This window comes from Micromonospora sp. NPDC051924 (assembly GCF_055586005.1).
The window spans coordinates 60,783-86,566 of sequence record NZ_JBVJJA010000004.1 but is presented as its reverse complement, the minus strand read 5'-3'; the positions used below and the strand labels follow the sequence as shown (position 1 = coordinate 86,566).

Sequence of the window (25,784 nt, the reverse complement as noted above, 5' to 3'; positions counted from 1 at the left end):
TTCATGATCGACGCACGAAGACGGACGGGTTCAGGCGCGGAGGTGGGCGAGGACGGCGAGGACGCGGCGGTGGTGGTGGGTGGCGTCCGGGGGGAGGTCGAGCTTGGTGAAGATGTTACGGACGTGCTTCTCGACCGCGCCGTCGCTGACGACCAGGGCCCGCGCGATGGCGGTGTTCGAGCGGCCCTCGGCCATCAGGGCGAGCACCTCCCGCTCGCGCGGGGTCAGGCTGGCCAGCGGATCGTCGCGCCGGCGCCGGACCAGCAACTGGCCGATCACCTCCGGGTCGAGCACCGTGCCGCCCGCGGCCACCCGGTTCAGCGCGTCGAGGAACTCGTCGATCGCGGCCACCCGGTCCTTGAGCAGGTAGCCGATCCCGCCCCCGCCCCCGCCGATCCCGCCGGTGGTGGCGAGCAGGTCGTCCGCGTACGACACCTCGACGTACTGGGAGAGCACCAGGACCGGCGTACGCGGCACCCGCCGGCGGGCCTCGACGGCGGCCCGCAATCCCTCGTCGGTGTGCGACGGCGGCATCCGGACGTCCACCACCGAGACGTCCGGCCGGTGCGTCACCACCGCCTCCACCAGGGCATCCCCGTCGCCGACGGCCGCCACCACCTCGTGCCCCGACTCGGTCAGCAGCCGGACCAGCCCCTCCCGGAGCAGTACGGCATCGTCCGCGATCACCACCCGCATGGGTCCGGTGTCTATCACGTCCCCGTCGTCCGTGGCGGGCCACGGCGGGCCGGGCGGGGCCGGTCGGGCGCCCGGGTTCACCGCGGCAGCTCGGCCCGGACCACCGTCGGGCCGCCGGCCGGGCTGGCCACCTGCAGGGTGCCGCCGGCGGCCCGGACCCGGTCGGCGATGCCGCTCAGCCCGTGTCCCTTGGCCAGGTGGGCGCCGCCCACCCCGTCGTCCCGGACGGCGATCTCCAGCCGGCCGACCTTCCGGGCCACCTCGACCCGGCAGGCGGTGGCCGCGCTGTGCTTGGACACGTTGGTCAGCGCCTCGGCCACCACGAAGTACGCGGTGCTCTCCACCGCCGGGTCCAGCCGGCCGCCGGGCGTACCCAGGTCGTCGTCGACCACCAGTTCGGTGGGGACCAGGGCGCGGGCGGCGAGGGCGGCCAGGGCACTGGGCAGGCCCCGGTCGACCAGGATCGGCGGCGCGATGCCCCGGGACAGGGCGCGCAGTTCGTCGAGGGTCTCCCGGGTCTGGGCGACCGCCTCGTCCAGGGTGCGCCGGGCCGCCTCCGGGTCGGCGGCGAGCTGCTGGCGGGCCCGGCCGAGGTCCATGGCGAGCCGGACCAGCCGCTGCTGCGGCCCGTCGTGGATGTCCCGCTCCAGCCGGCGCAGGGCGGACGCCTCGGCGGAGACGGCGGCCCGCTTCTGGTCCTCCAGGGTGCTGATCCGGTTGCGCATCTCGGCCACCCCGGTCAGCAGGGAGCGGGCCAGGCCGGCCTGGGCCCGGGCGCAGCCCCGGGCCAGTAGCGGCAGGGTGAGCAGGAAGAAGATCCCGATCGCGGTGTTCAGCGCGACGCGTGGGCCGGCCCCCTCGCCCATCCCGAGCAGCTCGCTGAGGTCCTGGTCGCCGGGCCCACGCGGGATCGCCCAGTCGTACGCGAAGTAGAGGCTGCCGGCGACGCCGCCCGCCCACCAGATCAGCACCAGGGCGAAGGTGGGGAGCGTCACCAGCAGCTTCACGAAGGCGTGCAACAGGTCGAGCCAGGACTGCGGGTCCCGCATCGGGGTCAGGATCCGGCGCCAGTAGCCCGACCCGGGCCCGGGTGCCAGGTAGACCGGCCGGACCCGGGGCTGGCGGAGCACGGCGGGCAGCCGGAGCCGCTCGATGTCGGCCAGCGCGCGGGCCGTGTACAGGGTGCCGGCGAGGATGGGCAGGCCGAGCGTGGTGACCAGCAGCCCGGCGGTGAGCGAGATGCCGGCCACCGCCACCACGAAGCCGACCAGCGCCAGCGGCAGGCCGAAGAGCACGTACCCGGAGTCGCGGAGGAGCTGCCGGACGAGTCCGGATGCGGGTGTGGTGGGAGTGGGGCGGGTGGCCAGCGGTACGGCGGTCATGCCTCGAGGCTATGGGCCCGCACCTGTCCGGCCCCATCCCGCACGCGGGTCTCTCCGGGGTGGGGTTGTCCCTACCCCGGACGTGATCCACGCCTCCCCATGTCGTGACACACCGCAACCGAGCGCGCGCGATTGGTCAGAGAAGTCGGGATTGAGCAATAATCGCCGAGCGGCGCCGAGGGAGCGCGGTCTATCGATCTTGTCGGGATGGAGGTGCAGGTGGAGGCGCGTCGCGGGCTAGCAAGATCGCGATTTGTGCACCCCTTCACAAGCGCCTACTCTGTAGTTCCGACGCGCCCTGCTAGCACAGCCGGCACCATCGGTCGCCAGCGGGAGTCCCGAAACGGCCGGCCACCGTCGCTGGTCGAGGATCGCACCGCACGGAGTCTCATGAGTCAGCACCGTCACCCTGGCGCGCCCGGCCGCGCCGGTGCCGTACCGGCGCTCCCGGACCTGCCCGAGGCGACCGTGGCACGGCTGCCGGAATACCTCCGTGCCCTGCACGCGCTCGCCGAGGCCGGCCACGAGACGGTCTCCAGCGAGGGGCTGGCCAACGTCGCCGGGGTCAACTCGGCGAAGCTGCGCAAGGACCTCTCCCATCTCGGCTCGTACGGCACCCGCGGCGTCGGCTACGACGTCGGGCTGCTGATCGACCAGATCGAGTTCGTGCTCGGGCTCACCCAGCGGCGGGCCGTCGCGCTGGTCGGGGTGGGTAATCTCGGTCACGCTCTGGCCGGCTACGACGGCTTCGCCAGCCGCGGCTTCCGGATCGCCGCGCTGCTGGACGCCGACCCGTCCCGGGTCGGTGAACAGATCAACGGCCTGGTCGTCCGGCACATCGACGAGCTGCCCCGGGTCGCCGTCGAGGAGTCGATCTCGATCGGCGTGATCGCCACCCCGGCGCCGGCCGCCCAGGCAGTGGCGGATCAGCTCGTCGCGGTCGGCGTGACGAGCATCCTCAACTTCGCTCCGTGCGTACTCTCGGTTCCGGAGGGGGTCGACGTGCGCAAGGTCGACCTCGCGATCGAGCTGCAGATCCTGTCCTTCCACGAGCACCGCAAGGCGTCGCTGACCGCGCTCCCCGCCACCGGCGGGTCCGCCCTCACCGCACTGCCGGGCGGGCTCGCGGCCACCGACACCCAGGAGGCGATCGGCACGTGAAACTGCTCGTCGTCGGCGCGTCCTACCGCACCGCCCCGGTCGCGACGCTGGAGCAGCTGGCGGTCCCGCCCGCGGACCTCACCCGCACCCTGGACCGCCTGGTCGCCCAGCCGTACGTCGCCGAGGCCGTGCTCGTCTCCACCTGCAACCGGGTGGAGGTGTACGCGGCCGTGTCCGGGTTCCACGGCGGCCTCGGGGACATCTGCGGCGTCCTGGCCGAGCAGGCCGCCTGCCCGCCGGCGGCGCTCGCCAACCACCTCTACGTGCACTACGACGCCGCGGCCGTGGACCACGTGTTCCGCGTCGCCGCCGGGCTGGACTCGATGGTGGTCGGCGAGGCGCAGATCCTCGGCCAGCTGCGGGACGCGTACCACTCGGCCGCCGGGGCCGACTCCGCCGGCCGGCTGCTGCACGAGCTGATGCAGCAGGCGCTGCGGGTGGGCAAGCGGGCCCATGCCGAGACCAACATCGACCGGGCCGGCCAGAGCGTGGTCACCGCCGCCCTCGACCTGGCCGCGGGGCTGCTCGACGGCGACCTGGCCGGCCGGCCCGCCATGGTGGTCGGCGCCGGCGCGATGGGATCGCTGGGCGTGGCCACCCTCTCCCGGCTGGGCGCCGGACCGCTCACCGTCACCAACCGGGGGGCCGACCGGGCCGTCCGGCTGGCCGAGTCGTACGGCGCGAGCGCCGTGCCGATGGCCGAGCTGGTCGACGCGCTCTCCACGGTGGACATCGTGGTGGCCGCCACCGCCGCTACCGAGCCGGTCCTCACCCACGACGTGGTGACCCGGGCGCTGGCCCGGCGGGACGCCGACCGCGGCCCGCTGGTCCTGCTCGACCTGGCCGTCCCGCGCGACGTCGAGGAGGGCGTGGCCGCGCTGCCCGGCGTGGAGGTGATCGACATCGACCGGATGGCCGCGATCCTCGCCGACGGCCCGGCCGCCGCCGACGCCGCCGAGGTGACCCGGATCGTGACCGGCGAGGTCGAGGCGTTCCTCAGCTGGCTGCGCGGCGCCGACGTGGCGCCCACCGTGGCCGCCCTGCGCGGGCGCGCCGACGACGTGGTGACCGCCGAGCTGCGGCGGCTCGCCCAGCGCCGCCCCGACCTCAGCGACGACCAGCGCGCCGAGGTCGCCCGCACCGTGCACCGGGTGGTGCAGCGCCTGCTGCACCAGCCCACCGTCCGGGTCCGCCAGCTCGCCGCCGAGCCGGGCGGCGACCAGTACGCCGCCCTGCTGCGCGAGCTGTTCGACCTGGAGGTACCGCAGACCTCCCCGGTCGACACCGTGCCCGACGTGGTCGAGCCCGACGGCGTCACCGTCGAGGGCCGTCCGTCGTTCGACGCCGCAGACGTCCCGCCCACCGGAGGTGCGCGATGACCGCCCCCCTGCGCCTCGGCACCCGAGGCAGCGCCCTGGCGATGGCCCAGTCCGGCCACGTCGCCGAGGCCCTCAGCGCGGCCACCGGCCGCCCGGTCGAGCTGGTCGAGGTGGTGACCGCCGGCGACCGCTCCACGGCCCCGGTGCACCGGCTCGGCGTCGGCGTCTTCGTCTCCGCGCTGCGGGACGCGCTGACCGCCGGCACCATCGACTTCGCCGTCCACTCGTACAAGGACCTGCCCACCGCGGCGGCCCCCGGCCTGCACATCGCGGCGGTGCCGCAGCGGCAGGACCCGCGGGACGCGCTGGTCGCCCGGGACGGCCGTACCCTCGCCGAGCTGCCGCCCGGCGCGCGGGTCGGCACCGGCGCGCTGCGCCGCATCGCCCAGCTGCACGCGCTGGGCATGCAGCTGGAGGTCACCCCGATCCGGGGCAACGTCGACACCCGGCTCGGCCGGGTCCTCGGCCCGGACGCCGACCTCGACGCCGTCGTGCTGGCCCGGGCCGGGCTCAACCGGCTCGGCCGGGCCGACGTCATCACCGAGACCCTCGATCCGATGCTGATGCTGCCCGCGCCCGCCCAGGGCGCGCTGGCGGTGGAGTGCCGGATCGACGATCAGGATCTGGTCGAGCTGCTCGCGGTGCTCGACCACGCACCGTCCCGCGCCGCGGTCATCGCGGAGCGGGCACTGCTGGCCACCCTGGAGGCCGGGTGCAGCGCGCCCGTCGCCGCCTACGGCGAACTCGCCGAGGGTGACGCCGGTGAGGAGATCTACCTGCGCGGGGCGGTGATCAGCCCGGACGGTACCCGTGACCTCCGGCTGTCCCGCACCGGAACGCCCGCCGACGCGGCGGAGATCGGCAAGGCACTCGCCGCCGAACTCCTCGAACTCGGCGCCGACTCGATCCTCGGCCAAGAAGGACACGCCGGCCCGGGGACCCAGCAATTTGGGAGCACAGAATGACCCGCACCCGTAAGCCCGTAGGCCGGATCGCGTTCGTCGGGGCCGGTCCCGGCGACCCGGGCCTGCTGACCCGCCGGGCGCTGGACGCCCTGGTCGACGCCGACCAGGTGGTGTACGACCGGGGAGTCCCCGAGTCGCTGCTCGAACACGTCCGCGCCCAGGCCAGGTCCGACGCCGAGTTCAGCCCCGCCGAGGGCGTACCGGGGGACGTGGCGAAGGTGCTGATCTCCGCGGCCCGCGCCGGGCAGAACGCGGTGCACCTGGTCGCCGGGGACCCGTTCGGCCACGACTCGGTGGTCAAGGAGGTGCAGGCGGTGGCGCGTACCGCCGCGCACTTCGAGGTGGTCCCGGGCATCGGGCAGGCCGAGGGCGTGGCCACCTACGCGGGCGTGCCGCTGCCGGGAGTGCGGACCGCCGCCGACGTCGAGGACGTCAGCACGCTGGACTTCGACGCGCTGGCCGCCGCCGTCGCCCGGGGCTCGCTGGCCCTGGCCGTGGACGCCGGCGACCTGGCCGCCGTCCGGGACGGCCTGCTGGCCGCCGGGGTGGACGGCACCACGGGCGTCGGGGTGACCGGCGACGGCACCGGCGAGACGCAGTACACCACCACGTCGACCGTGGACTCCTTCGTCGCGGCGGCGCTCGGTTTCACCGGCCGGGTCGTGCTCACCGTCGGCGGGGGCGTCGGTCAGCGGGACAAGCTGAGCTGGTGGGAGAACCGCCCGCTGTACGGCTGGAAGGTGCTCGTCCCCCGGACCAAGGAGCAGGCCGGCGCGATGAGTGCGCGGCTGCGCGCGTACGGGGCCATCCCGTGCGAGGTGCCGACCATCGCGGTCGAGCCGCCGCGTACCCCGGCCCAGATGGAGCGGGCGGTCAAGGGTCTGGTCGACGGCCGGTACGCCTGGGTGATCTTCACCTCGGTGAACGCGGTCCGCGCGGTCTGGGAGAAGTTCGCCGAGCACGGCCTGGACGCCCGTCACTTCGGCGGCGTCAAGATCGCCTGCATCGGCGAGGCGACCGCCGACGCGGTCCGCGCCTTCGGCATCCAGCCGGAGCTGGTCCCCTCGGGCGAGCAGTCCTCCGAGGGCCTGCTGGCCGAGTTCTCGCCGCACGACGAGATCCTCGACCCGGTCGGCCGGGTGCTGCTGCCGCGCGCCGACATCGCCACCGAGACCCTCGCCGCCGGGCTCACCGAGCGCGGCTGGGAGGTCGACGACGTGACCGCGTACCGGACCGTCCGGGCGGCCCCGCCGCCGGCCGAGATCCGCGACGCGATCAAGTCGGGCGGGTTCGACGCGGTGCTCTTCACCTCGTCCTCCACCGTCCGGAACCTGGTCGGCATCGCCGGGAAGCCGCACGCGCGTACCGTTGTTGCTGTCATCGGGCCCAAGACGGCGGAGACCGCGACGGAGTTCGGCCTGCGGGTCGACGTGCAGCCTCAGCACGCCTCGGTGCCCGACCTGGTGGAGGCGCTCGCCGCCTACGCCGTCGAGCTGCGCGAGAAGCTCGCCGCCATGCCGGCCAAGCAGCGCCGTGGCTCGAAGGTGCAGGGGCCGACCGCCCTGCGGTTCCGGTAGTCGCCAAGGAGGCTCGTCATGCCGTACCCCGAGATCCGGCCCCGCCGGCTGCGCCGTAACGCGGCCGTGCGGCGGCTGGTTTCCGAGACCCGCGTCGACCCGGCCGAGCTGGTCGTGCCGATGTTCGTCCGGGAGGGGCTGACCGCGCCGCGGGCCGTGGCGTCGCTCCCGGGGGTGCTTCAGCACTCCCGGGACTCGCTGCGCAAGGCCGCCGTCGAGGCGGTACAGGCCGGCGTGGGCGGCATCATGCTCTTCGGGGTGCCGGCGCAGCGGGACGAGACCGGCTCCGGCGGCCTCGACCCGGACGGCATCCTCAACGTCGCCATCCGGGACGTGATCTCCGAGGTGGGCGACGCCACCGTGGTGATGAGCGACCTCTGCCTGGACGAGTTCACCTCGCACGGGCACTGCGGCCTGCTCACCCCCGACGGCGGGGTGGACAACGACGCCACGCTGGAGGCGTACGCCCGGATGGCGGTCGCCCAGGCCGACGCCGGGGTCCACATGGTCGGACCGTCCGGGATGATGGACGGCCAGGTGGGCGTCGCCCGCCGGGCCCTGGACGCCGCCGGCCACCAGGACGTCTCGGTGCTCGCGTACGCGGTCAAGTACGCCTCCGCCTTCTACGGCCCGTTCCGCGACGCCGTGGAGTCGGCGCTGGAGGGCGACCGGCGCACCTACCAGCAGGACCCGGCGAACCTGCGCGAGTCGCTGCGCGAGGTGGAGCTGGACGTCGCCGAGGGCGCCGACCTGGTGATGGTCAAGCCGGCCCTGCCGTACCTCGACGTGGTGTCGGCGGTCCGGGCCGCGGTGGACGTGCCGGTCGCCGCCTACCAGGTCTCCGGCGAGTACGCGATGGTCGAGGCGGCCGCCGCGAACGGCTGGATCGACCGCGAGCGGGTGATGCTGGAGACGCTCACCTCGATCCGGCGGGCCGGCGCGCAGATCATCCTCACCTACTGGGGGGTCGAGGCCGCCCAGCTGCTCCGCGAGCGCTACTGAGCGGTCACGGTGACCACCCGGGCCAGCTCGCTGATGGTGTAGAGCCGGGTGGCCGGGTCCGGTAGCTGCGCCCAGACCACCCGGACGGTGGTGTCGTCGACCCAGGCGGCACCCCAGGTTCCGCCCGCCGCTGTGGCGGCCGTGCCGATCACCGCGTCGGCCCGGCGCTGCCCGGTCCGGGTGTCCAGGATCGCCACCCGGTACTCGGCGTGCTGCTGCTCCAGCGGCACGGCGTAGGGGACCGCGACGAGACGGCCGTCGGGGGAGAGCCGGATCGACCGGGCACAGGAACCGTCCACGCTGAGGTGCGACACCTCGTTGCCCCCGGTCAACCGGCGTACCTCGAGCCGGCAGCCGGATCGGTCGAGGTCGCCGGACTGCGACACCACCCGGCCCGCCGCGACGTCCGCACCCCGGAACGGCATCGTGCTGTCGGTGCCCGCGGGGACCGGGAACAGGACCTTCTCCCGCCCGGTGGCCAGCTCGTGCGCCACCAGACCCACCCGCTGCCGGACGAGGTAGGCGTACCGCGCGTCGGCGCCGGTCAGCCTGACGGCCTGCCCCTTCACCTGGACCTCCCGACGGAGTGTGACCCGGTCGTCCGCGCCCAGCACGGTGAGTTCGACGGGCCGGCCGGCTGTCCACGACCCGTCGGCGTTCGCACCGGTGTAGACCAGGCCGACCAGTCGACCGTCGGGCAGCGCGACGGACTCCGACCAGCCGTCGGGGACCCGGTGCCGCACCACCGATCCGTCCGCGGTCAGCTCGTCCGCCGGCTGGCCCACCAGACCGACGTCGGGGCCGACGCGTGGCGGATCGCCCGGGCCGCCGTTCGTGCCCACCATCAGCCGCTGCGCCATTGTGGGCAGTGCCGTCGGCGTGGGGGAACCACCCGACGGAGCGGGTGTCGCGGTCACCGGGGAGTCCATCCGGTCGCCGCGGGTGAGCAGCGGTAGCGCACCGCCGGCCAGGGCGACCAGCACTGCCAGGCCGCCCGTGGCCGCTGCCGCCCGCCGGCGCCGCCGGGCGTCGGCCCGGCGGCGTACCGTCGCCAGGTCCGCCGTGTGCGGCGCGGTCGTGCCGGCGGCGCGGTGGACCAGTTCGACCAGGTCCTCGGGTACGGCGTCCACGATCACTCCTTGTCGGCGAGGGCGGCGCGCAGCTCGGCCAGCCCCCGGGAGAGGCGGCTGCGGACGGTGCCCTCGGTCAGGTCCAGCACGGTGGCGGTCTCGGCGGTGGAGAGGTCCAGCAGCACCCGGCAGACGATCACCGTGCGCTGGCCGCTGGGTAGCTTCTCCAGGGCGGACCGGGCGGCCAGCCCGGCCGGGTCCGGAGCGGCCGTGGCCGGCTGCCGGTGTTCGGCCGGCGGCCGCTCCCGGCGCACTTTGCGCCACCAGGAGGTGGCCCAGTTCAATCCGACCCGGAACACCCAGCCGCCCGGATTGTCCAGCCGGCGGACGTGGTCCCAGCGGGCGTACGCCCGGGCCATCGCCTCGTCGGTCGCCTCCCGGGCCAGCGCGGTGTCCCCGACGGCCAGGGCGAGCGCGCGGTGCACCCGGTCGACATGGTCCCGATAGAACTGCTCGAACGGCAGCTCCGCCCGCACGCGTGCCGGGCCACGGTGTTCACGTGGTAGCACGTGGGGCGACTGGGCCGGGGCGGGGCGACTTCCCATGCCAGATACACGCCCCACCACCCGCCAATGTTCCGTCACCCCATCAGGTTTCCTGATGTTCCCGTTCGGTCGCCCTCGGGCCCGTCCACCCCGGCCCATATGCCGCAGCGCCTTTGCTCTGCTGCAGTCCGCGCAACAGTGGAGCGCTCCCAGTGTTGCCTTCGCTGCAGCAGAGCAAAGGCGGCGAGAGGGGGGGGTGTGGGGTGTGGGGTGCGATGTTGGATTGCGCTCAGCGCCTGTGTCCGCGCGTCGGGGGCTGTCCACAGGTCTGTCCACAGGGGGTTGTCGGGAAGTGCGGTGCCGGGCAGGCTCCCGGACATGGCCAGTGCACTCGATCCGCCGCCGACCGGCCCGAGCATCGGCCCGTTCCCGATCGCCGGGCTGGTCCGACAGGCCCGGCGTATCGCCGGGCTCGGTCAACGACAGATGGCCCGCTTCGCCGGCGTGGCGCCGTCCACCGTCGGCCGGGTGGAGACCGGCGCCATGACCCCCAGCCTGCGCGTCCTCGAACGGCTCCTGGGTGCGGCCGGTCTCTACCTGGCCGTGGTCGACCAGGACGGCCGGGTCATCCAGCCGATGGCCGACTGGGAGGGCATCCGCGATGGCGCCGGCCGCCGATACCCGTCGCACCTCAACCTGATCATCGATCCGAAGCCGGGGGAGTCGTGGGCCGACATCTACGGTCTGGCCCGGCCGCCCGAGACGTTCCACCGCTGCCCGGTCGACGTCGAGGAGCGCCGGCGACGGAGCCAGTGGGAAGTGCGGGTGGCGAAGTACCGTGCCACGCCACGCCCGCCGGACCCCCGCCGGTGGAGCTACTGAAACGGCCCGCCGCCCGGCTGGTGAGCCGGACGGCGGGCCGCCGTGCGAACAGGCCGTCAGTCGTCGTTCAGGATGGTCCCGACGGCGACCGGGTCGGCGAGCCGGAGCCCCGGCACGCCGGCCACGTACAGCTTGAGCTGCTCGTCGGCCTCCACCTTCTTGTCACCGCGGATGGTCACCGGGAAGGTCAGCGACGTCTGGCCGGCGGCCAGCGTCCGGCAGCCGACGTACGCGTCGTAGTCCGACCCGGCCGACGCCGTGGTGCCGTAGGTGGTGGCGCAGATCAGCGCCGCCTCGGAGAGGGGCCGGGAGACGGCCACCGTGAAGGTCATGGTGGTGTCACCCTTGTCGCCCTCGGCCACCGAGGTGTCGGCCACGCTCAGCGACGCGCGGGAGCGGAACCGGGCCACCTGCGGGTCGTGGTCGCTGGCCCCCCGGTCGCCGAGGCCCTCGGCGTCGGTGGGGTAGTCGGCGTTGATGTGCGCCGCCCGGACCTGCACCAGGTCGTCGTGGAGCTTGCCGTTGACGAAGAGGTTGTCCAGCGTCTGCGCCTGCCCGCTGAAGGTGTACGAGTAGGCCGCCGCCGGCACCTCCGCCGCCAGGTCGTCCCAGAGGTTGTGCATGCCGGCCTGGTACAGCGGGCCGAGCTGGTCCGACGGCGTCGGGTTCTCCGCCGTGGCGATCGGGTCGTCCGGTCGCGGGAACACGTTGAGGTCACCGCCGTAGATGACCCGGGCGTCCGGGTCGGCCGCCTCGATCGCCTGGGTCAGTGCGGCGCCGTACGCGGCCTGCTCCCGCCGCTGCCCGACCCGGGTGTCCGGGCCCGACGAGTAGTGGTTGCTGACCGCCCAGAGCGTGTAGTGCTCGCTCGAACCGGGGGCGGCCGCCACGGTGAACTTGGCCAGCTGCGCGGCGCGGGTGTAGACGTTCGAGCCGTCCACCCCGGTGGAGCGGTCCACGTCGGACGGCAGCACCGCGTTGAACGCCTTCGGGTTCTGCACGTCCGCGTTGGACGGCAGACCCGCCGAGCGGTACTGCACCGTCGGGGCGGTGCCCAGCAGCGGGTCGGTGGCGGTCGCCTCGGCCAGGGTCAGCCGGTCCGTGCGGTAGAGGAACGCCGAGGTGATGCCCCGGGCATCCGCGCCGGTCCGGTCGTACGCCGCCGCGTACGCGGGGCCGCCGTTGGCCGCGATGGCGAGCGCCAGCTCCTGCACGGTGTCCGGCGCGCCGTCGGCGTTGTTCGTGTCGCCGCAGACCAGCGCGCCCCCGGTGACCGAGCAGATGTCCTGGTCCTCGGCCTCCTGCACCAGCACCAGGTCGGGACTGCGCAGCGCGTTGACGATCTGCCGCGCCTCCACGTTCAGCCGGTCGGTGTACGCCGCCTCGCTGGCCGGCACGTAGTCGAACGGCGGGGTGACCCCGGTGCAGCCCGAGTTGCCGGCAAAATCGCAGCCGTCGAACGGGTCGTCCCGGTAGTCGTACAGGTTCTCCAGGTTGTACGTGGCGACCGCGACCTCGGCGTTCCGGTCCGCCGGCTGCGGCGGGTGGTTCTCCGACGGGTCCACGCCACCGGTCAGGGTGAGCTGCTCCGGCTGCACGCTGTACTTGCTGAACGCGTACGAGATGGCGCCGTAGGCGTCCTCGGTCAGGGTGTCGTACGTCCGGGCCTCCGGCAGCAGCGCGGCGGAGTCGCCGGCGGTCGCCTTGACGCCCCCGGCACCCAACAGGATGCGCTGGTTGTTGCCATTGTCGAAGAGGATGCCCGGGATGTCGTCCAGCGGGTGCGCGTCCCGGAACACCCGGCGGGCGTACGGGTCGGTCCGCTGCATGATCGGGTCCTCGCGGTCCACCACGTAGATCTCGGAGTCGGCGGTGGAGGCGTAGATGTGCCGTGGGGCGGACACGCCGCTGCCGGACCGGACCCGCATCCGCTCGCCCTCGTGCCGCTCCCAGAACAGGTCGGCCGCGGCCCCGTCGGCCGGCGGGATCGCGTCGTACACCCGGACGGCGCTGTCCACGTCCAGCCCGGAGTCGAGCTTGCGGACCAGCGAGGTGCTGGAGAGCTGGGTCTGGTTGAAGTACTCGGAGACCCGCCCGCGCAGCACCACCTCGTCGCCGACGGTCGGGGCGTAGCCGCCGATCAGCGTGGTGAACGAGCCCATGAAGACGAAGATGCCGTCCGCGGTGAGCGGGTCGCCGTCCTCGGCGCCCGTGCGGCTCTGCAGGTAGAAGCCGTACTGGTCGGCCCCGGCGGAGCTGCGGGTGAGCGACTTCTGGGTGATCACGCCGCGCACGTCGTACAGGGTGGAGCTGGTGCCGTTGCCGCTGGCCGGGGCGAGCGGCGACCGGTCGGTGCGGCCGTTCTCGTCGTCGCCGGTGCGGCCCTGCACCTCGCCCACCGACAGCACGGCGGTCGCCTGCACGGTGAACGTGCAGGTCGCGGTGCCGCCGTCGGCGTCCGTCGAGGTCACGGTGACCGCGTACGACCCGGCCGGGAGGCCGGTAGCGGTCACCGTCGCGGTGGCCGTGCCGCCGGCCGCGGCGGCCGGGGTGAGCGCGGTACGGCTGATCGAGCCGGCGGCCGGCGCCGGGCTGACCGCGGTGACCGCCAGGTCGGTGACCGTGTCGTCGGCGTCGGTGGCGGTGACCTGGCGGGTGGCGGTGCCCCCGGCCTCGACGATCAGCGTGCCGCCGCAGGTGACGGTCGCCGGCTGGTCGACCGGGCCGCCACCGGGGTCGACGGTGTGGCTGCCCAGCCCGTCGAAGGTGTCGGTGGCGAAGCCGGCCCACTGCACGGCCGGGTCGAAGACGTCCGACGGGTCGGTGTCGCCGGAGGTCACCGAGGGGAGCCGGCGCAGGGTGTTGTCGGCGGTGCTGGTGAGCCCGCTGCCCCACTCGGTGCCCGGGTCGAAGCCGACCTGCCCGATCGAGTCGACCACGGTCGTGCCCTTGCGCAGCACGACCGCGTCGTCGCCGTTGTACAGGGACGAGCCGTACGTCTGGTCGGCCTGCGCGAGGATGGCGGGCGCGGCCGAGGAGGCGGCGAAGACGAAGACGTCGCCGGCCGCGACGGTGCCGCTCAGGGCCACGTTCGTCGACGTGGTGGCGCCGTTGAAGAAGAACTGGAGCTGGTAACCGCTGGCGGTCAGGTCGACCGGGGCGCCGGTTCCGTTGTAGAGCTCGATCGCCTTGTTGTTGGACGAGCCCTCGACGTACTCCGAGATGAACAGGTCGGTGGACGCGGCGCTGGCCGCGGGGGGTGCGAAGCCGACCGCCGTCAGGGATACGGCGGCGGTGGTCGCGAGCGCGGCAATGGAGCGGCGCGGGCGCATGGAGCCTCCACGATGGGTGGACAGGGAACAAACGCACGTTAAGGGCCGTTCCGGTCCGGCGTCCATCCCCCGGGCAGCCGTTTGGTGAACGCCCTTCAGCGGTGAGGGTCGAGCCGGTGCACCAGCTCGGCGACGTCCACGCCGTATTCGCACCAGTCGCGGTCGGGGCGGTAGCCCAGCTCCGCGTTGACCTTCAGCATCGCCTCGTTGGCCTGCGCGTTCCAGGTCTGCACCTCGGTCAGCTGCGGCTCGGCCGAGCGCAGCTCCAGCAGCATCCGTGCCTTGAGGGCCCGGTCGATGCCGTAGCCCCGGTGGTCGCGGACGACGATGGTGTCGTACTGGTCGGCCCGGGTCGGGTGCTGCGCCGGCACCACCACCTCCGTCAACCCGGCCACCTCGCCGGTCTGCTCGTGCAGGGCGAGCACGATGTACGGCTTCATGCCCCGCCGGTGCAGCGTGTCGAGGCTGTCCCGGAGCCGCTGCGGATCGTACGAGCTGGGGCGCAGCTCGCCGTCGTCGACGTCGCGCACCTCGGCCTTGGCCCGCGCGTACGCATCGAGCAGGTCGTCCGGCAGGCCGCCCGGGCAGAAGTCCAGGTGGTAGCCGGCGCCGACGCCACCGGCCATCTCGGTCAGCGCCGGCCAGTCGACCGCGCCTAGGTCGAGCACGCTGCGGGTCTCGACGTACTCCCGGGTGAAGCCGAGCGACTCGTAGAACGCCACGGCCGGGGTGTCGCCGACCACCTCGACGCCGATCGACTGGAAGCCCTCGTCCCAGACCCGGCGGGCGGCCACCCGGACCAGCTCGCGGCCCAGCCCGGTGCGCCGGGCCGCCGGGTGGACCAGCACCTCCAGCACTCCGATCCCGCCGAGGAGCAGCACGTTCACATGGCCCAGGACCGCGCCCGCGCTGCCGTCGGAGGCGGGTTCGGCCTGGGCGACCCAGGCGATCCGCCGCTCACCCGGCATCACCTCGAAGAGATATTCCCGCATGGAACTCTCCCGCCACGGTGGATCCTGTGGCAGGTCGGCCGCCAGAACCGCGTTCAGCGTGTCCAGCAGCGACGCGATCTCGGCGGAGGACGCGGTCCGGGGGTCCCACTCGCGCACCATCACCCGTCTAGCTTGCCGGCAACCGGTGCCCGGGGGAAGGGCCCAGTTCTCGAATGTATTCAACCGGTCACGTCACGTACGGCTCAGCCGGCCGTACTCGTTGGCCTTGTCGAAGACATCCTGGGCGTACCGGCGCACGTCGTTGTACGAGAGGATGGCGCCCCACCAGTCGCCCGGGATGCTCATGTTCCGGCCGCCCTGGCACAGGTAGTTGCCGGCGGCCAGGGCGGCGTCGTCGAGGTCGTGCGGGTTCCGCGTGCCGTCGTTGTCGCCGTCCGCGCCGACCGACTGCCAGGTGCCCGGGATGAACTGCATCGGCCCGATCGCGTGGTCCCAGACCGTGTCCCGGTCGAGCTGGCCCTGGTCGCTGTCGGGAATCCGGGACGTGCCGCCCTGCCCGTTGAGCGGGGGACCGATGATCTCCGGTGTGGAGACGCCGTCCGGCCGGAGCGTGGCGCCGTTGGCCGAACCGTGCCGGGACTCCACGTAACCGATCGCGGCCAGCGTGGTCCAGCTGAGCTGGCAGCTCCGGTGCGTCTGCTCCAGCACCCGCTCGGTGTAGCCGTACGCCTGGAGGGCCACCACCGGGATGCCGGTCCGCTGGCTCACCTGCTGGGCCCACCCGGCCAGGGCGTCCGACGGACGGCCGGTCACCGGCCCGACGACCGGCCCGGTCGGCATCGGGGTGAGGGTCCCCAGCGGGTCGCCGGTGCCGCCGAGGGGCGGCGGGGTCAGCGCGGGCGCGCCGGGCACCGCGCCGCCCTCGGGCACGCCCTGCGTCGGGGCGTTCGCGGAGGCGTCCACCGCCACCGGGGCCGGCTTGCGGATGGTGGCCGGCACCAGCAGCGCGCCCGCCGTCGCGGTGGCCGCGACGAGGACGAGCAGGAAGAGGCCGGGCAGCGTGGTCCGCCCGCTCGGGCGACCGGACCAGGCGCGGGTGGCCCGGGCCGCGCCCACGGCGAGCTGCCGGGGCGGTGGCACCCGGATCGCGTGCGCGAACGGGACACGCCGCCGCCGGCCGCCGGCCGGTGCGTCCTTCCCGGGCGCGTCCGGGTCTGGCTCGGCGGTGGCGTCGGCCGGCTTCGCGTCGGCGGTCGCCGGCTTCGCGCTGGCGTCGGCTGGCTTCGCGTCGGCGGTCGCCGGCTGCGGGTCCGTGGTGCGGCGGGGTTGCGGGACGGGCCGGTGGCCGGCGTCGCCGTCGGGCGGCGCGGCCGGTCGCAGGGGTCGAACCGTCATGCGCTCCTCGCCGTCCACCACCCGTCGAGTATCACCCATGCCCGCCCCGTCGTCAGGCCCGGTCGTACGCTGGGAACATGCCCCGGTACGAGTTCCGCTGCCGCTCCTGCGGCGACACCTTCGAGGTCAACCGCCCGATGGCCGAGGCCGGCCAGCCGGCCTCCTGCCCGCACGGGCACGCCGACACGGTGAAGTTGCTGTCCACCGTCGCGGTCACCGGCCGGGGCGGGGCCGGGCCGGTCGGCGGTGGTGGCGCGCCGGCCGGTGGCGGCTGCTGTGGCGGCGCCTGCGGCTGCTGAGCCGCCCCTTCACCTCGTCTCGCCGGTCGAGGTGTTCCTTGCCGGCGGTGTGATCCTTTGGCACCTTGGGTCGGAATCTGCCCGACCGTTCTCACGATGCGTGACGGCGTGATCATAGGGCAGCATGAACCCGACGTCAGGGGGCGGAGGTTCCACGCATGTCGCCACGGATCCACCTCCCGAGCGGATGGGTGACCTTCGTGTTCACCGACATCGAGGGCTCGACCCGGCTGGCCCAGCTGCTCGGTCCGGGCTACCGCCCGGTGCTGCGGGAACACCGTCGACTGCTGCGCGACACGTTGGCCGGCACCGACGGGGCGGAGCTGCTGACCGAGGGGGACTCGTTCTTTCTCGCGTTCGGCGACGCGGCCGTCGCGTTGACCGCCTGCCTCACCGCGCAACGCGCGCTGGCCAGCCACGACTGGCCCACCCCGGAGGCCGCGCCCCGGGTGCGGATGGGCCTGCACACCGGGTACGCCGAACCTCGCGACGGTGAGTACGCCAGCCCCGAGGTGCACCGGGCGGCCCGGGTGGCCGCCGCCGCCCACGGTGGACAGGTGCTCTGCTCGGCCGCCACGGCCCGGCACGCCGAGCCGCTGCCGGACGGGGCGTCCCTGTTGGACCTCGGGCTGCACCGGCTGCGCGGCTTCGACGACCGGGAGCGGCTGTTCCAGCTGGTGGCACCCGGTCTGGAGCGGAGCTTCCCCCGGCCGCGGACCGCCGAGGCGGTACCGCACAACCTGCCCACCCAGGTCACCTCGTTCGTCGGCCGGGAGGTGGAACGGGCCGAGCTGCGCCGGCTGGTCGACACGTACCGCCTGGTGACCGTGGTGGGGGCGGGCGGCGCCGGCAAGACGCGGCTGGCGGTGGAGCTGGCCTCGGGGATCGTCGAGGCGTACCCGGACGGGGTGTGGTTCGTCGACGTCGCCGCGGTGACCGACCCGGGCCTGGTGGCGTTCGAGATCGCCGCCGTGCTCGGGCTCCGCCCGGAGCCCGGCCGCCCGGTGGTGGACACCCTGGTCGAGTACGCGGCCGCCCGCCGGATGCTGATCGTGCTGGACACCTGCGACGCCCAACCGGCGTCCTCGGCCGAGGCGATCTCCCGGCTACTGGCCGGCGGTCGGGGCGTGCGGGTGGTCGCCACCAGCCGGGAGTCGTTCGGGCTGCCCGGCGAGGTGGTCTGGCGGATCCCCCCGCTCTCGGTGGACCCCGGTCCGGACGGCGGGGCGAGCGACGGGGTGGCCCTGCTGCTGGACCGGACGGCGGCGGCCCGGGGCGGCCGGCCGCCGGACCCTGCCGAGCAGGCCGATCTGCGCCGGGTGGTCCGCCGGCTGGACGGGCTGCCGCTCGCCATCGAGCTGGCCGCCGCCCGGCTCCGGGTGCTCTCGGCCGGGCAGCTCGCCGAACGCCTCGACGACATGCTGGGCACCCTGGACGCGGGGCGGGAGGAGCCCGAGCCGCCCCCGGTGGAGGCCGGTTGGAGCGGCAACCAGCAGGACACCGTGGATCTGGTGGCCGCCGCGACCGGGGCCGCCCCACCGACCCCGGCGACCCGGGCCGTGCAGCGCTCGGCCAGCGAACGTCACCTGACCATGCAGGCCACGGTGACCTGGTCGTACCGGACGTTGGGCGCGCGCTCGGCCCGGCTGCTGCGCTGGCTGGCGGTCTTCGCCGGGCCGGTGGACCTGCCGACGGTGCAGTGGCTGCTCGACGACGACCCGCTCGACCCGCTCTCGGTGCTGGTGGACAAGTCGATGGTGCTGGCCGAGCCGCACGCCTCGGGCAGCACCTACCGGATGCTCGACCCGATCCGGGCGTACGCGGCCCGCCGGCTGGTCGAGGCCGGTGAGGAGCAGACCGCCCGGGACCGGCACGTCGCCTGGTCCCGGCACGCCCTGGAGCGCGCCCACCTCGGCCCGGACGGCCGCCCCGTCACCCTCTCCCTGTACGCGCTCGACCCGCTCGCCGGGGAGTTGCGCGCCGCGCTGCGCTGGTGCGCCACCGGCGGCAGTGCCCGTGCGGGCCTGCGGCTGGCTGGCGGGCTGGACCAGTGGTGGCGGGAGCGGGGACTGGCCCGGGAGGGCCGGCTCTGGCTGTTCCGCCTCTACGGCCGGATCGCCGAGACCGGCGAGCCGATCCCGGAGGCGGAGCTGGCGGCGGCGTACCACATGCACTCGCTGCACGCCGGCGCGGACGGGGAGTTCGCCGAGGAGCTGCGCTACTCGCAGCGGGCCGAGGCGGCCGCCCGGCAGGCCGGTGACCTGGGGCTGCTGGCCCGGGTCCTGGCGGGGCGTGCTGCACCGCTGGTCGACATGGGACAGTTCGCCGAGGCGGAGCGGGTCTGCCGTGAGGTCATCGACTGGGCGTACGCGCAGGACGTGGTCTCGGACGCGCTGCTGGCCGTCTACAACCTCGCCGAGCTGCTCTGGCGCCGGGGCGCGCTGGACGAGGCGGCCGAGCTGCTCGGCGGGGCCCGCCCGGTGGAGGCGGCCCGCCCGGTCGAGCGGGGCCGGCGCTCGGTGGACATGCTGCTCGGCCTGGTGGCGCTGGACCGGGGCGACCTGGTCGCCGCGCACGAGCACCTGCTGGTGGCGCTCCGCTCCCGGATGAGCCACGGCTACCTGGGCCAGGCCTGCGACACGGTGAATGCGATCGCGGTGCGCTGCGCGCTGGGCGGCGACCCGCTCACCGCGGCCCGGCTCTTCGGCGCGGCCCAGGCCACCCGGGCGAGCCTGCGCGCCACCCCGGGCATCTACGGGCCGTACTGGCTGGAACGGCAGGCGGAGCTGCGCCGGGTGCTCGACGACGGGGCGTTCGACGCCGCGTACGCGGCGGGCGGCGAGCTGGCCCTGGAGGAGGCGGCGGCACTGGCCCTCGAGGTCGAGCACCCCGACCTCGCCACCGACTCCCCCCGCTTCACCACCCCCACCCCGCGCCGCCCCACCTCCCCCCGCTTCCCCCGCTCCACCACGGGTTGATCAAGAAGGTTGCGTCGCCATCCGGGCGGACGGCGACGCAAACTTCTTGATCGACGAGGCGCAGGAGCGGGTGCGGGCGCGGGAGTTCAGCGCCGGGCGGCGCGGCGCTCGGCGTCGGCCTTGATCCGGGCGGCGCGGTCGATGTCGGCCTGCTTCACCGCGGCGACCGAGCCGAAGACGCTGACCGCCTCGTAGTACGTCCAGGCCAGGCTGTAGCAGGCGGGCCGGACCACGATGTTGTACGTGGCGCAGACCCGCTTCAGGTCGGCGTAGAAGGCGCTGTCCAGGCGGGACTTGTTGGCGGAGAACTGGCCCATCGCCTTGTAGTTGCGGTAGCCGAAGTCGTGCCGGTAGCAGGAGAGGCTGAAGTTGAAGCCGAGCGGGTTGTCCGGGCTCGACGAGCAGTAGTCGGTCGACCAGTCGAAGTTGTAGTCGGCCCAGGCGGCCTTGTTGAGCCGGCCGGCGTTCCAGGCGTTGTAGCTCGTCGCGCTGGTCTGGGTCCAGCTGTAGAGGACGGAGAGCTTCTGTTCGGTGCTCACCGCGGCGGCGGCGGGCGAGGCTACGCCGAGGGCGGTGAGCAGGGAGAACGTGCCGGCGGCGAGTACGGTGGCGAGACGTCGGGACACGGGAACCTCCGCGGGGATGGGCGAGGGCAGGGCCTCCGGGGATAGCCGGGTGTCGATCATTCTCGATCAACTGGGCGACGCGCGGCGATGCCCGGGGCGACCGGTTGGTGACATGCGTCCAAACAGACGAATGCCCCGGACCGCGAACGGGTCCGGGGCATTCGCGCCGGGTCAGCGTATGAAGCGCGGCGGGCTGACCGGGCCCTCGTTCCAGGACCGGTCCAGGGCGCTCACGTAGTAGGTGTAGTGCCCGTCGGCCGCCGCCGTCGTGTCCACCCAGGACTGCACGTCACCGTCGGTGCCCCGAACGGTGCCGACCAGGTGGGCCGCGTCGGCGAAGTCGCACCGGTCGGCGAGGCCGGCGCCGTCGAACCGGTAGATCGCGTACGAGGTGGCGGCGCCGAGCGGGCCCTCGCCGTTCGCCGGCTGCCGCCAGCTCAGGCGTACGCCGTCGGACTGCCGCTCGGCGTCGGTGAGCACCGGGGCGAGCAGCGGCCGCGACGGGAGCTGGGACATGGTCGGCACCAGCGCCGGGCGGGAGTAGTGCTCGGCCGCGTAGATGTCGGTGGCGCCGAGCCGGTTCGCCTTCACCTGCACCGCGGAGAAGTGCACGTTGCCGAGCACCTCCGGGTACGACCGGTTGAGCGTCAGGTGGTTGGACAGCTCGTACGGGTTCATCCAGTACGAGCCGTACGCCGGCTCGCCGCTCTTGTAGTCGGCCTGGCCGATGTAGAGCTGGACGTTCGTGCCGCGGACCTGCTCGGCCCACCACGGCACCAGCCGGGCGTAGTCGGCGGCCGGGTACTGGCCGATGTACCAGTAGAGCTGCGGCACCACGTAGTCGATCCACTCCTCCTTGATCCACTTACGGGTGTCGGCGGAGATGATGTCGTACGACTGGCTGCCGGTGGTGTCCGAGCCGTTCGGGTCCACGCTCTTGTTGCGCCAGATGCCGAACGGGCTGACCCCGAACTTCACCCACGGCTTGGCCGCCTTGATCTTGGCGTTCATCTCCTGGACCAGCAGGTTGATGTTGTCCCGCCGCCAGTCGGCCTTGTTGGTGAAGCCCCGGTTGTACTGGGCGAAGGTGGCGTCGTCCGGCACCTGGTACGTGCCGCTCGGGTACGGGTAGAAGTAGTCGTCGAAGTGCACACCGTCGATGTCGTACCGGTTGACCGCGTCCATCATCGCGGTCTGCACGAACTCGCGGACCTCGGGGATGCCCGGGTTGTAGTAGAGCCGGCTGCCGGCCGCCCCGGCCGGCGGGTACGCGAAGACCCAGTCCGGGTGCTGCCGGGCCGGGGCGTCCGGGGCGAGCTTCGACAGGTCCGCGCCGGCGCCGCCCGGGGCCGGCATGGAGACCCGGTACGGGTTCATCCAGGCGTGGAACTCCAGGTTCCGCTTGTGCGACTCCTCGACCAGGAAGGCCAGCGGGTCCCAGCCCGGGTTCTGGCCGCGCACCCCGGTGAGGTACTCCGACCACGGCTCGTACGGCGACGGCCAGAACGCGTCAGCGGTCGGGCGCACCTGCACGACGACGGCGTTGTGGTGCAGCTTCTGCGCCAGGTCGAGCCAGCCCAGGTACTCGGCCTTCTGCTTGGCGACCTGGTCCGGATCGGTCCACGAGGCCTTGCTGGGCCAGTCGATGTTCGTCACCGAGGCGATCCACATGGCCCGGAACTGCCGCTTGGGCGTGGCCGGGTCGGTGACGCAGGTGGTCGTGGTGGTATCGGACGTGGTGTCGTTTTCGGCGGCGGCCGCGGGGGTGCCGGCGACGAGCGCGCCGAGCAGCGCCACGGCCAGCCCGGCGGCTCTGAGCCGAGTTGCCTTCATGCGGTGCGGTCCCTTCGTTGGGGCTCCCGGGCAGTGTCGGGTGGCGGCGGACGCCCGACGCATCCGGCAAGATTCGCCGCAGAACATCTGCCACCGGTAGAAAACTTTCATCAATCCCGATGGTGCGCAAGACCTCCGGGCGGATCGATGCGCAGGTGGGGCCGAACGTCCGAGGGTGAGCCAGGCCACAGCGGGTTCCGTGACCTTTCCAACACGGCGGGTGCGGGGTCGGCCGAGGGTCGGCTGGGTACCTTGGCCGGTCACCGGACCGCCACCGTGGTGGTCGCACGCTGAGGAGGTGATCCGTGTCCGTCCTGCGGACCAAACCGATCAGGGACGTGATCGCTCAGGGGGAGGCCGACGGCAGCGACGGACGTCCCGGTCTGCGCCGCCGGCTCGGCGCACTCGACCTCATGGGCTTCGGCATCGGCATGGTGATCGGCACCGGCATCTTCACGCTGACCGGCATCGAGGCGAAGAACCACGCGGGCCCCGGCGTGGTGATCTCGTTCGCCATCGCGGGCGTGGTCGCCCTGCTCGCCGCGCTCTGCTACGCCGAGCTGGCGTCCAGCGTGCCGACCGCCGGCAGCGCCTACACCTACGCGTACGCGACGATGGGCGAGATCGTCGCCTGGATCATCGGCTGGGACCTGCTGCTGGAGTTCGCGCTCGGCTCGGCGGTGGTGGCCCGCGGCTGGTCCGGCTACCTGGCCGAACTGTTGAACCTGCCCAGCGCGTGGTTCGGCGAGGAGGGCAGCGTCGTCAACCTCGGCGCCATCGCCATCGTCCTGATCCTCGGGGTGGTGGCCATCGTCGGCATCCGCCAGTCGGCCCGGGTGACCAACCTGCTGGTGCTGGTCAAGGTGGCCATCTGCGTCTTCATCGTGGTCGCCGGGCTGTTCTTCGTGAAGGCGGCCAACCTCAGCCCGTTCATCCCTTCCGCCGAGCCGGCGAGCAGTGGCGAGGACGGCATCCGGCAGCCGGTCACCCAGGCCATCTTCGGGCTGGAACCCTCCGTCTTCGGCTTCGCCGGAGTGCTCACCGCCGCCGCGGTGGTGTTCTTCGCGTACACCGGCTTCGAGGCCGTGGCGAACCTCGGTGAGGAGACCCGCAAGCCCCGCCGCGACCTGCCGCTCGGCCTGCTCGGCACGCTGGTGATCTCCACCGTGCTGTACATCGGCGTCTCGCTGGTCGTGGTCGGCATGGTGCCCTACCGCCAGATCAACGAGGGCGCGCCGATCGCCTCGGCGTTCAAAGCGGCCGGAGCCGGCTGGGCCGCGATCCTGGTGTCGATGGCGGCCATCGCCGGGCTGACCAGCGTGATCCTGGTCGGGCTGGTGGCGATGGGCCGGATCGGGTTCGCCATTTCCCGGGACGGGCTGATCCCGCCGTCGATCGCGAAGGTGCACCCGCGCTGGGGCACCCCGTACCGGATCGCGGCCACCATGACCATCGTCGTCGCGCTGCTCGCCGGCTTCCTGCCGCTCTCCGCGCTGGCCGACCTGGTCAGCATCGGCGCGCTCTGCGCGTTCGTGCTGGTGTCCGTCGCGGTGCCGATCCTGCGGCGGCGCCGTCCGGACCTGGACCGGCCGTTCAAGGTGCCGTTCTCCCCGGTGCTGCCGATCGTGTCGGCGCTGGCCTGCCTCTACCTGATGCTCAACCTGTCGGTGGAGACCTGGATCCGGTTCCTCGCCTGGATGCTGCTCGGCAGCCTCATCTACTTCGGCTACGGCCACCGGCGCAACCGCCTGGCCCGGCGGGAGCGGGCCGGCCAGGTCCCCGGATCGAGGCAGCCCGTCGACGCGAGCTGACCCGCCGCGCGGCGCTTCTCTTCACCGATCCGAGGCGACGGTGGCGGGAAGCGCCGCGACGGTACAGTGCCGGCAGCCACCGACAGGGGGAGGACCGCCGGTGCGACCGAGGCTCAAGGACGTCGCGGAACGGGCCGGCGTGTCGGTCAAGACGGTGTCCAACGTGGTCAACGGCTATCTGCACGTCCGCCCGGACACCCGGGCCCGGGTCGAGCAGGCCATCGCCGCGCTGCACTACCGGCCCAACCTCTCCGCCCGCAACCTGCGCAAGGGGCGGACCGGGGTGATCGCCCTGGCCGTGCCGGGGCTGGACCTGCCGTACTTCGCCGAGCTGGCCCGGCACGTGGTCGACGCCGCCGCCGGGCACGGCTGGACGGTGCTGATCGACCAGACCGGCGGCGGTCGCGAGCAGGAACGCGAGGCCGCCAGCGGGATCGTCGACCACATGATCGACGGTCTGATCCTCAGCCCGCTGGCGCTCGGCGGCGAAGACCTCGCCGGCCTCGCCGGACTGCCCATCGTGCTGCTCGGCGAGCGGGTCGAGCACGGCACCGCCGACCACGTGGTGGTCGACAACGTCGCCGCCGCCCGGGAGATCACCGCCCACCTGGTCGGGCTGGGTCGCCGCCGGATCGCCGCGATCGGCGCGCAGCGCACCCCCGAGGGCGCCGGCTCCCGGCTCCGGCTGGCCGGCTACGCCGCCGCGTTGGCCGAGGCCGGCATCGACTACGACGAGCGCCTGGTGGCGTCCGCGCCGGCCTGGCACCGCGCGGACGGCGCGGCCGCCATGCGGCGCCTGCTCTCCTCCGGGGTACGCCCCGACGCCGTCTTCTGCTTCAACGACACCCTCGCCCTCGGCGCGCTGCGCGCCCTGCACGAGGCCGGGCTGCGGGCGCCCGAGGACGTGGCGGTGGCCGGGTTCGACGACATCGAGGACGGCCGCTTCTCGGTCCCCACCCTCAGCGCGGTCTCCCCGGACAAGGAGGGCATCGCCCGCCTGGCGGTCGACCTGCTCGCCACCCGCCGCACCGCCGACCCCGATGCCCCACCGAGGGAGCTGATCGCTCCCCACCGCCTGGTTCTCCGCGAGAGCGCCCCCGCTCCCTGGTCAGTCGAAGAAGCGGGCGAGGTGGGACCTGGCCGGGGGCGGCGCGTCGGCGGCTAGCGGGGTGAGGTCGGCGAAGACTGAGGCGCCGTCGCAGCCGACGTGCAGCGGGTACCAGCGCGGGCTGCCCGGCGGACGCTGACCGCAGATCCCCTTGAACGTCTGCACGTCCAGCAGTCGTACGTGGGTGGGGTCGGCCACCGCGTTCACGTGCCGCCACCACGGGCTCATCACGTGCAGCACGCCGCCCGGCCGGAGCGCCCGGTGGCACTCGTCCAGCAGGGGCAGGAAGTCGATCAGGTGCTCCAGGATGTGCACCGCGAAGAACACGTCGACCGAGTCGTCGGCGAGCGGCAGCGAACCGGACAGGTCGGCGACCGCGTCCACCCCGGCCGCCGGGTAGATGTCCAGCCCCAGGTTGCCCGGCCACTGCTTGGTCGCCCCGCAGCCCAGGTCCACCACCACCGGCGTACGGCCGGCGACGGCCACCCGGCACCACACGCCGAGCACCCCGGCGAGGCGGCCCACCAACTCCCGGACCAGCCGGAGCTGGGCCGGGTCGGCGACCTCGCCGTTCAGGTGCGCCACCCCCCGGTCGAAGCGCACCTCGACGGCGAGCCCGCGCAGCCGGTCGTCGTGCGCGGCCAGGTCGGCCCACGCCTCGGCGAGGAACCCGTCGACCACGGTCAGCCGCTCGGCCGAGGGTGCGGAATGCCCCATCGCCACCATGCGCCACCTCCGCGCGGCGCGATACCCGCATCCCCGCCCGGTATGCCTGGATCCGGGGCCACAT

At 73.7% G+C, this 25,784-nt stretch carries 20 protein-coding genes; 10 read left to right on the top strand and 10 right to left on the bottom strand.

The window, feature by feature from the left end:
* Nucleotides 1-30: 30 nt before the first annotated feature.
* Nucleotides 31-696: a response regulator transcription factor gene (locus ACZ6S5_RS04145; protein WP_465997548.1), complete on the bottom strand. Its 666-nt coding sequence runs from the start codon at nt 694-696 to the stop codon at nt 31-33.
* Nucleotides 697-773: 77 nt separating this feature from the next.
* Nucleotides 774-2,078, bottom strand: a complete 1,305-nt coding sequence (locus ACZ6S5_RS04140) for a sensor histidine kinase (RefSeq protein WP_465997546.1) — start codon at nt 2,076-2,078, stop codon at nt 774-776.
* Between the two features lie 390 nt (nt 2,079-2,468).
* Between ACZ6S5_RS04140 and ACZ6S5_RS04135 the strand changes: the two genes are divergently transcribed.
* Genes ACZ6S5_RS04135 through hemB form a run of 5 tightly spaced genes read left to right on the top strand, consistent with a single transcriptional unit; the run spans nt 2,469 to nt 8,162 of the window.
* Nucleotides 2,469-3,239 carry a redox-sensing transcriptional repressor Rex gene (locus ACZ6S5_RS04135; protein ID WP_465997544.1) on the top strand — a complete coding sequence of 257 codons (771 nt, stop codon included), beginning with the start codon at nt 2,469-2,471 and terminating at the stop codon, nt 3,237-3,239.
* The gene (locus tag ACZ6S5_RS04130) at nt 3,236-4,618 is read left to right on the top strand and encodes a glutamyl-tRNA reductase (protein WP_465997542.1); all 1,383 of its coding nucleotides are present in this window, start codon (nt 3,236-3,238) and stop codon (nt 4,616-4,618) included. The genes ACZ6S5_RS04135 and ACZ6S5_RS04130 overlap by 4 nt, the downstream gene beginning before the upstream one ends.
* Complete coding sequence (gene hemC / locus ACZ6S5_RS04125; RefSeq protein ID WP_465997540.1) at nt 4,615-5,583, top strand: hydroxymethylbilane synthase; 969 nt, start codon at nt 4,615-4,617, stop codon at nt 5,581-5,583. The genes ACZ6S5_RS04130 and hemC overlap by 4 nt, the downstream gene beginning before the upstream one ends.
* The gene (locus ACZ6S5_RS04120; protein ID WP_465997538.1) at nt 5,580-7,160 is read left to right on the top strand and encodes a bifunctional uroporphyrinogen-III C-methyltransferase/uroporphyrinogen-III synthase; all 1,581 of its coding nucleotides are present in this window, start codon (nt 5,580-5,582) and stop codon (nt 7,158-7,160) included. The genes hemC and ACZ6S5_RS04120 overlap by 4 nt, the downstream gene beginning before the upstream one ends.
* Before the next feature lie 18 nt (nt 7,161-7,178).
* On the top strand, nt 7,179-8,162 hold the full coding sequence (gene hemB, locus ACZ6S5_RS04115; RefSeq protein ID WP_465997536.1) for a porphobilinogen synthase: 984 nt from the start codon (nt 7,179-7,181) through the stop codon (nt 8,160-8,162).
* On the opposite strand, the gene ACZ6S5_RS04110 is transcribed toward hemB, so the two are convergent.
* Nucleotides 8,156-9,292: a hypothetical protein gene (locus tag ACZ6S5_RS04110; RefSeq protein ID WP_465997534.1), complete on the bottom strand. Its 1,137-nt coding sequence runs from the start codon at nt 9,290-9,292 to the stop codon at nt 8,156-8,158. The genes hemB and ACZ6S5_RS04110 overlap by 7 nt on opposite strands.
* A 2-nt stretch (nt 9,293-9,294) precedes the next feature.
* Complete coding sequence (locus ACZ6S5_RS04105) at nt 9,295-9,768, bottom strand: RNA polymerase sigma factor (protein WP_465997532.1); 474 nt, start codon at nt 9,766-9,768, stop codon at nt 9,295-9,297.
* A 387-nt stretch (nt 9,769-10,155) separates the two neighbouring features.
* On the opposite strand from ACZ6S5_RS04105, the gene ACZ6S5_RS04100 reads away from it, so the two are divergent.
* Nucleotides 10,156-10,659 (top strand): helix-turn-helix domain-containing protein, encoded by a 504-nt coding sequence (locus ACZ6S5_RS04100; RefSeq protein WP_465997530.1) that lies wholly within the window; start codon nt 10,156-10,158, stop codon nt 10,657-10,659.
* A 56-nt stretch (nt 10,660-10,715) separates the two neighbouring features.
* Here the strand turns inward: ACZ6S5_RS04100 and ACZ6S5_RS04095 are convergent, their stop codons facing one another.
* From ACZ6S5_RS04095 to ACZ6S5_RS04085, 3 genes are all read right to left on the bottom strand, one after another.
* Nucleotides 10,716-13,991 carry a lamin tail domain-containing protein gene (locus ACZ6S5_RS04095; protein WP_465997528.1) on the bottom strand — a complete coding sequence of 1,092 codons (3,276 nt, stop codon included), beginning with the start codon at nt 13,989-13,991 and terminating at the stop codon, nt 10,716-10,718.
* A gap of 95 nt (nt 13,992-14,086) precedes the next feature.
* Nucleotides 14,087-15,103 carry a GNAT family N-acetyltransferase gene (locus ACZ6S5_RS04090; RefSeq protein ID WP_465997837.1) on the bottom strand — a complete coding sequence of 339 codons (1,017 nt, stop codon included), beginning with the start codon at nt 15,101-15,103 and terminating at the stop codon, nt 14,087-14,089.
* Between the two features lie 72 nt (nt 15,104-15,175).
* A complete protein-coding gene (locus tag ACZ6S5_RS04085) occupies nt 15,176-16,360 on the bottom strand; it encodes a lytic transglycosylase domain-containing protein (protein ID WP_465997835.1) in 1,185 nt (394 codons plus the stop codon).
* A gap of 56 nt (nt 16,361-16,416) precedes the next feature.
* Between ACZ6S5_RS04085 and ACZ6S5_RS04080 the strand changes: the two genes are divergently transcribed.
* Both ACZ6S5_RS04080 and ACZ6S5_RS04075 read left to right on the top strand, forming a co-directional pair.
* Nucleotides 16,417-16,638, top strand: a complete 222-nt coding sequence (locus tag ACZ6S5_RS04080; RefSeq protein ID WP_465997526.1) for an FmdB family zinc ribbon protein — start codon at nt 16,417-16,419, stop codon at nt 16,636-16,638.
* Between the two features lie 158 nt (nt 16,639-16,796).
* A complete protein-coding gene (locus tag ACZ6S5_RS04075; RefSeq protein ID WP_465997525.1) occupies nt 16,797-19,616 on the top strand; it encodes an ATP-binding protein in 2,820 nt (939 codons plus the stop codon).
* A gap of 86 nt (nt 19,617-19,702) precedes the next feature.
* On the opposite strand, the gene ACZ6S5_RS04070 is transcribed toward ACZ6S5_RS04075, so the two are convergent.
* Together ACZ6S5_RS04070 and ACZ6S5_RS04065 are read right to left on the bottom strand one after the other, a co-directional pair.
* On the bottom strand, nt 19,703-20,242 hold the full coding sequence (locus tag ACZ6S5_RS04070; RefSeq protein WP_465997523.1) for a phospholipase: 540 nt from the start codon (nt 20,240-20,242) through the stop codon (nt 19,703-19,705).
* A gap of 171 nt (nt 20,243-20,413) precedes the next feature.
* Nucleotides 20,414-22,075 (bottom strand): glycoside hydrolase family 10-like protein, encoded by a 1,662-nt coding sequence (locus ACZ6S5_RS04065; RefSeq protein WP_465997521.1) that lies wholly within the window; start codon nt 22,073-22,075, stop codon nt 20,414-20,416.
* 305 nt (nt 22,076-22,380) lie between these two features.
* On the opposite strand from ACZ6S5_RS04065, the gene ACZ6S5_RS04060 reads away from it, so the two are divergent.
* Both ACZ6S5_RS04060 and ACZ6S5_RS04055 read left to right on the top strand, forming a co-directional pair.
* Nucleotides 22,381-23,886, top strand: a complete 1,506-nt coding sequence (locus ACZ6S5_RS04060) for an amino acid permease (RefSeq protein WP_465997519.1) — start codon at nt 22,381-22,383, stop codon at nt 23,884-23,886.
* A gap of 100 nt (nt 23,887-23,986) precedes the next feature.
* A complete protein-coding gene (locus ACZ6S5_RS04055) occupies nt 23,987-25,051 on the top strand; it encodes a LacI family DNA-binding transcriptional regulator (protein ID WP_465997517.1) in 1,065 nt (354 codons plus the stop codon).
* On the opposite strand, the gene ACZ6S5_RS04050 is transcribed toward ACZ6S5_RS04055, so the two are convergent.
* On the bottom strand, nt 24,995-25,720 hold the full coding sequence (locus ACZ6S5_RS04050; protein WP_465997515.1) for a methyltransferase domain-containing protein: 726 nt from the start codon (nt 25,718-25,720) through the stop codon (nt 24,995-24,997). The genes ACZ6S5_RS04055 and ACZ6S5_RS04050 overlap by 57 nt on opposite strands.
* Between the last annotated feature and the right edge of the window lie 64 nt (nt 25,721-25,784).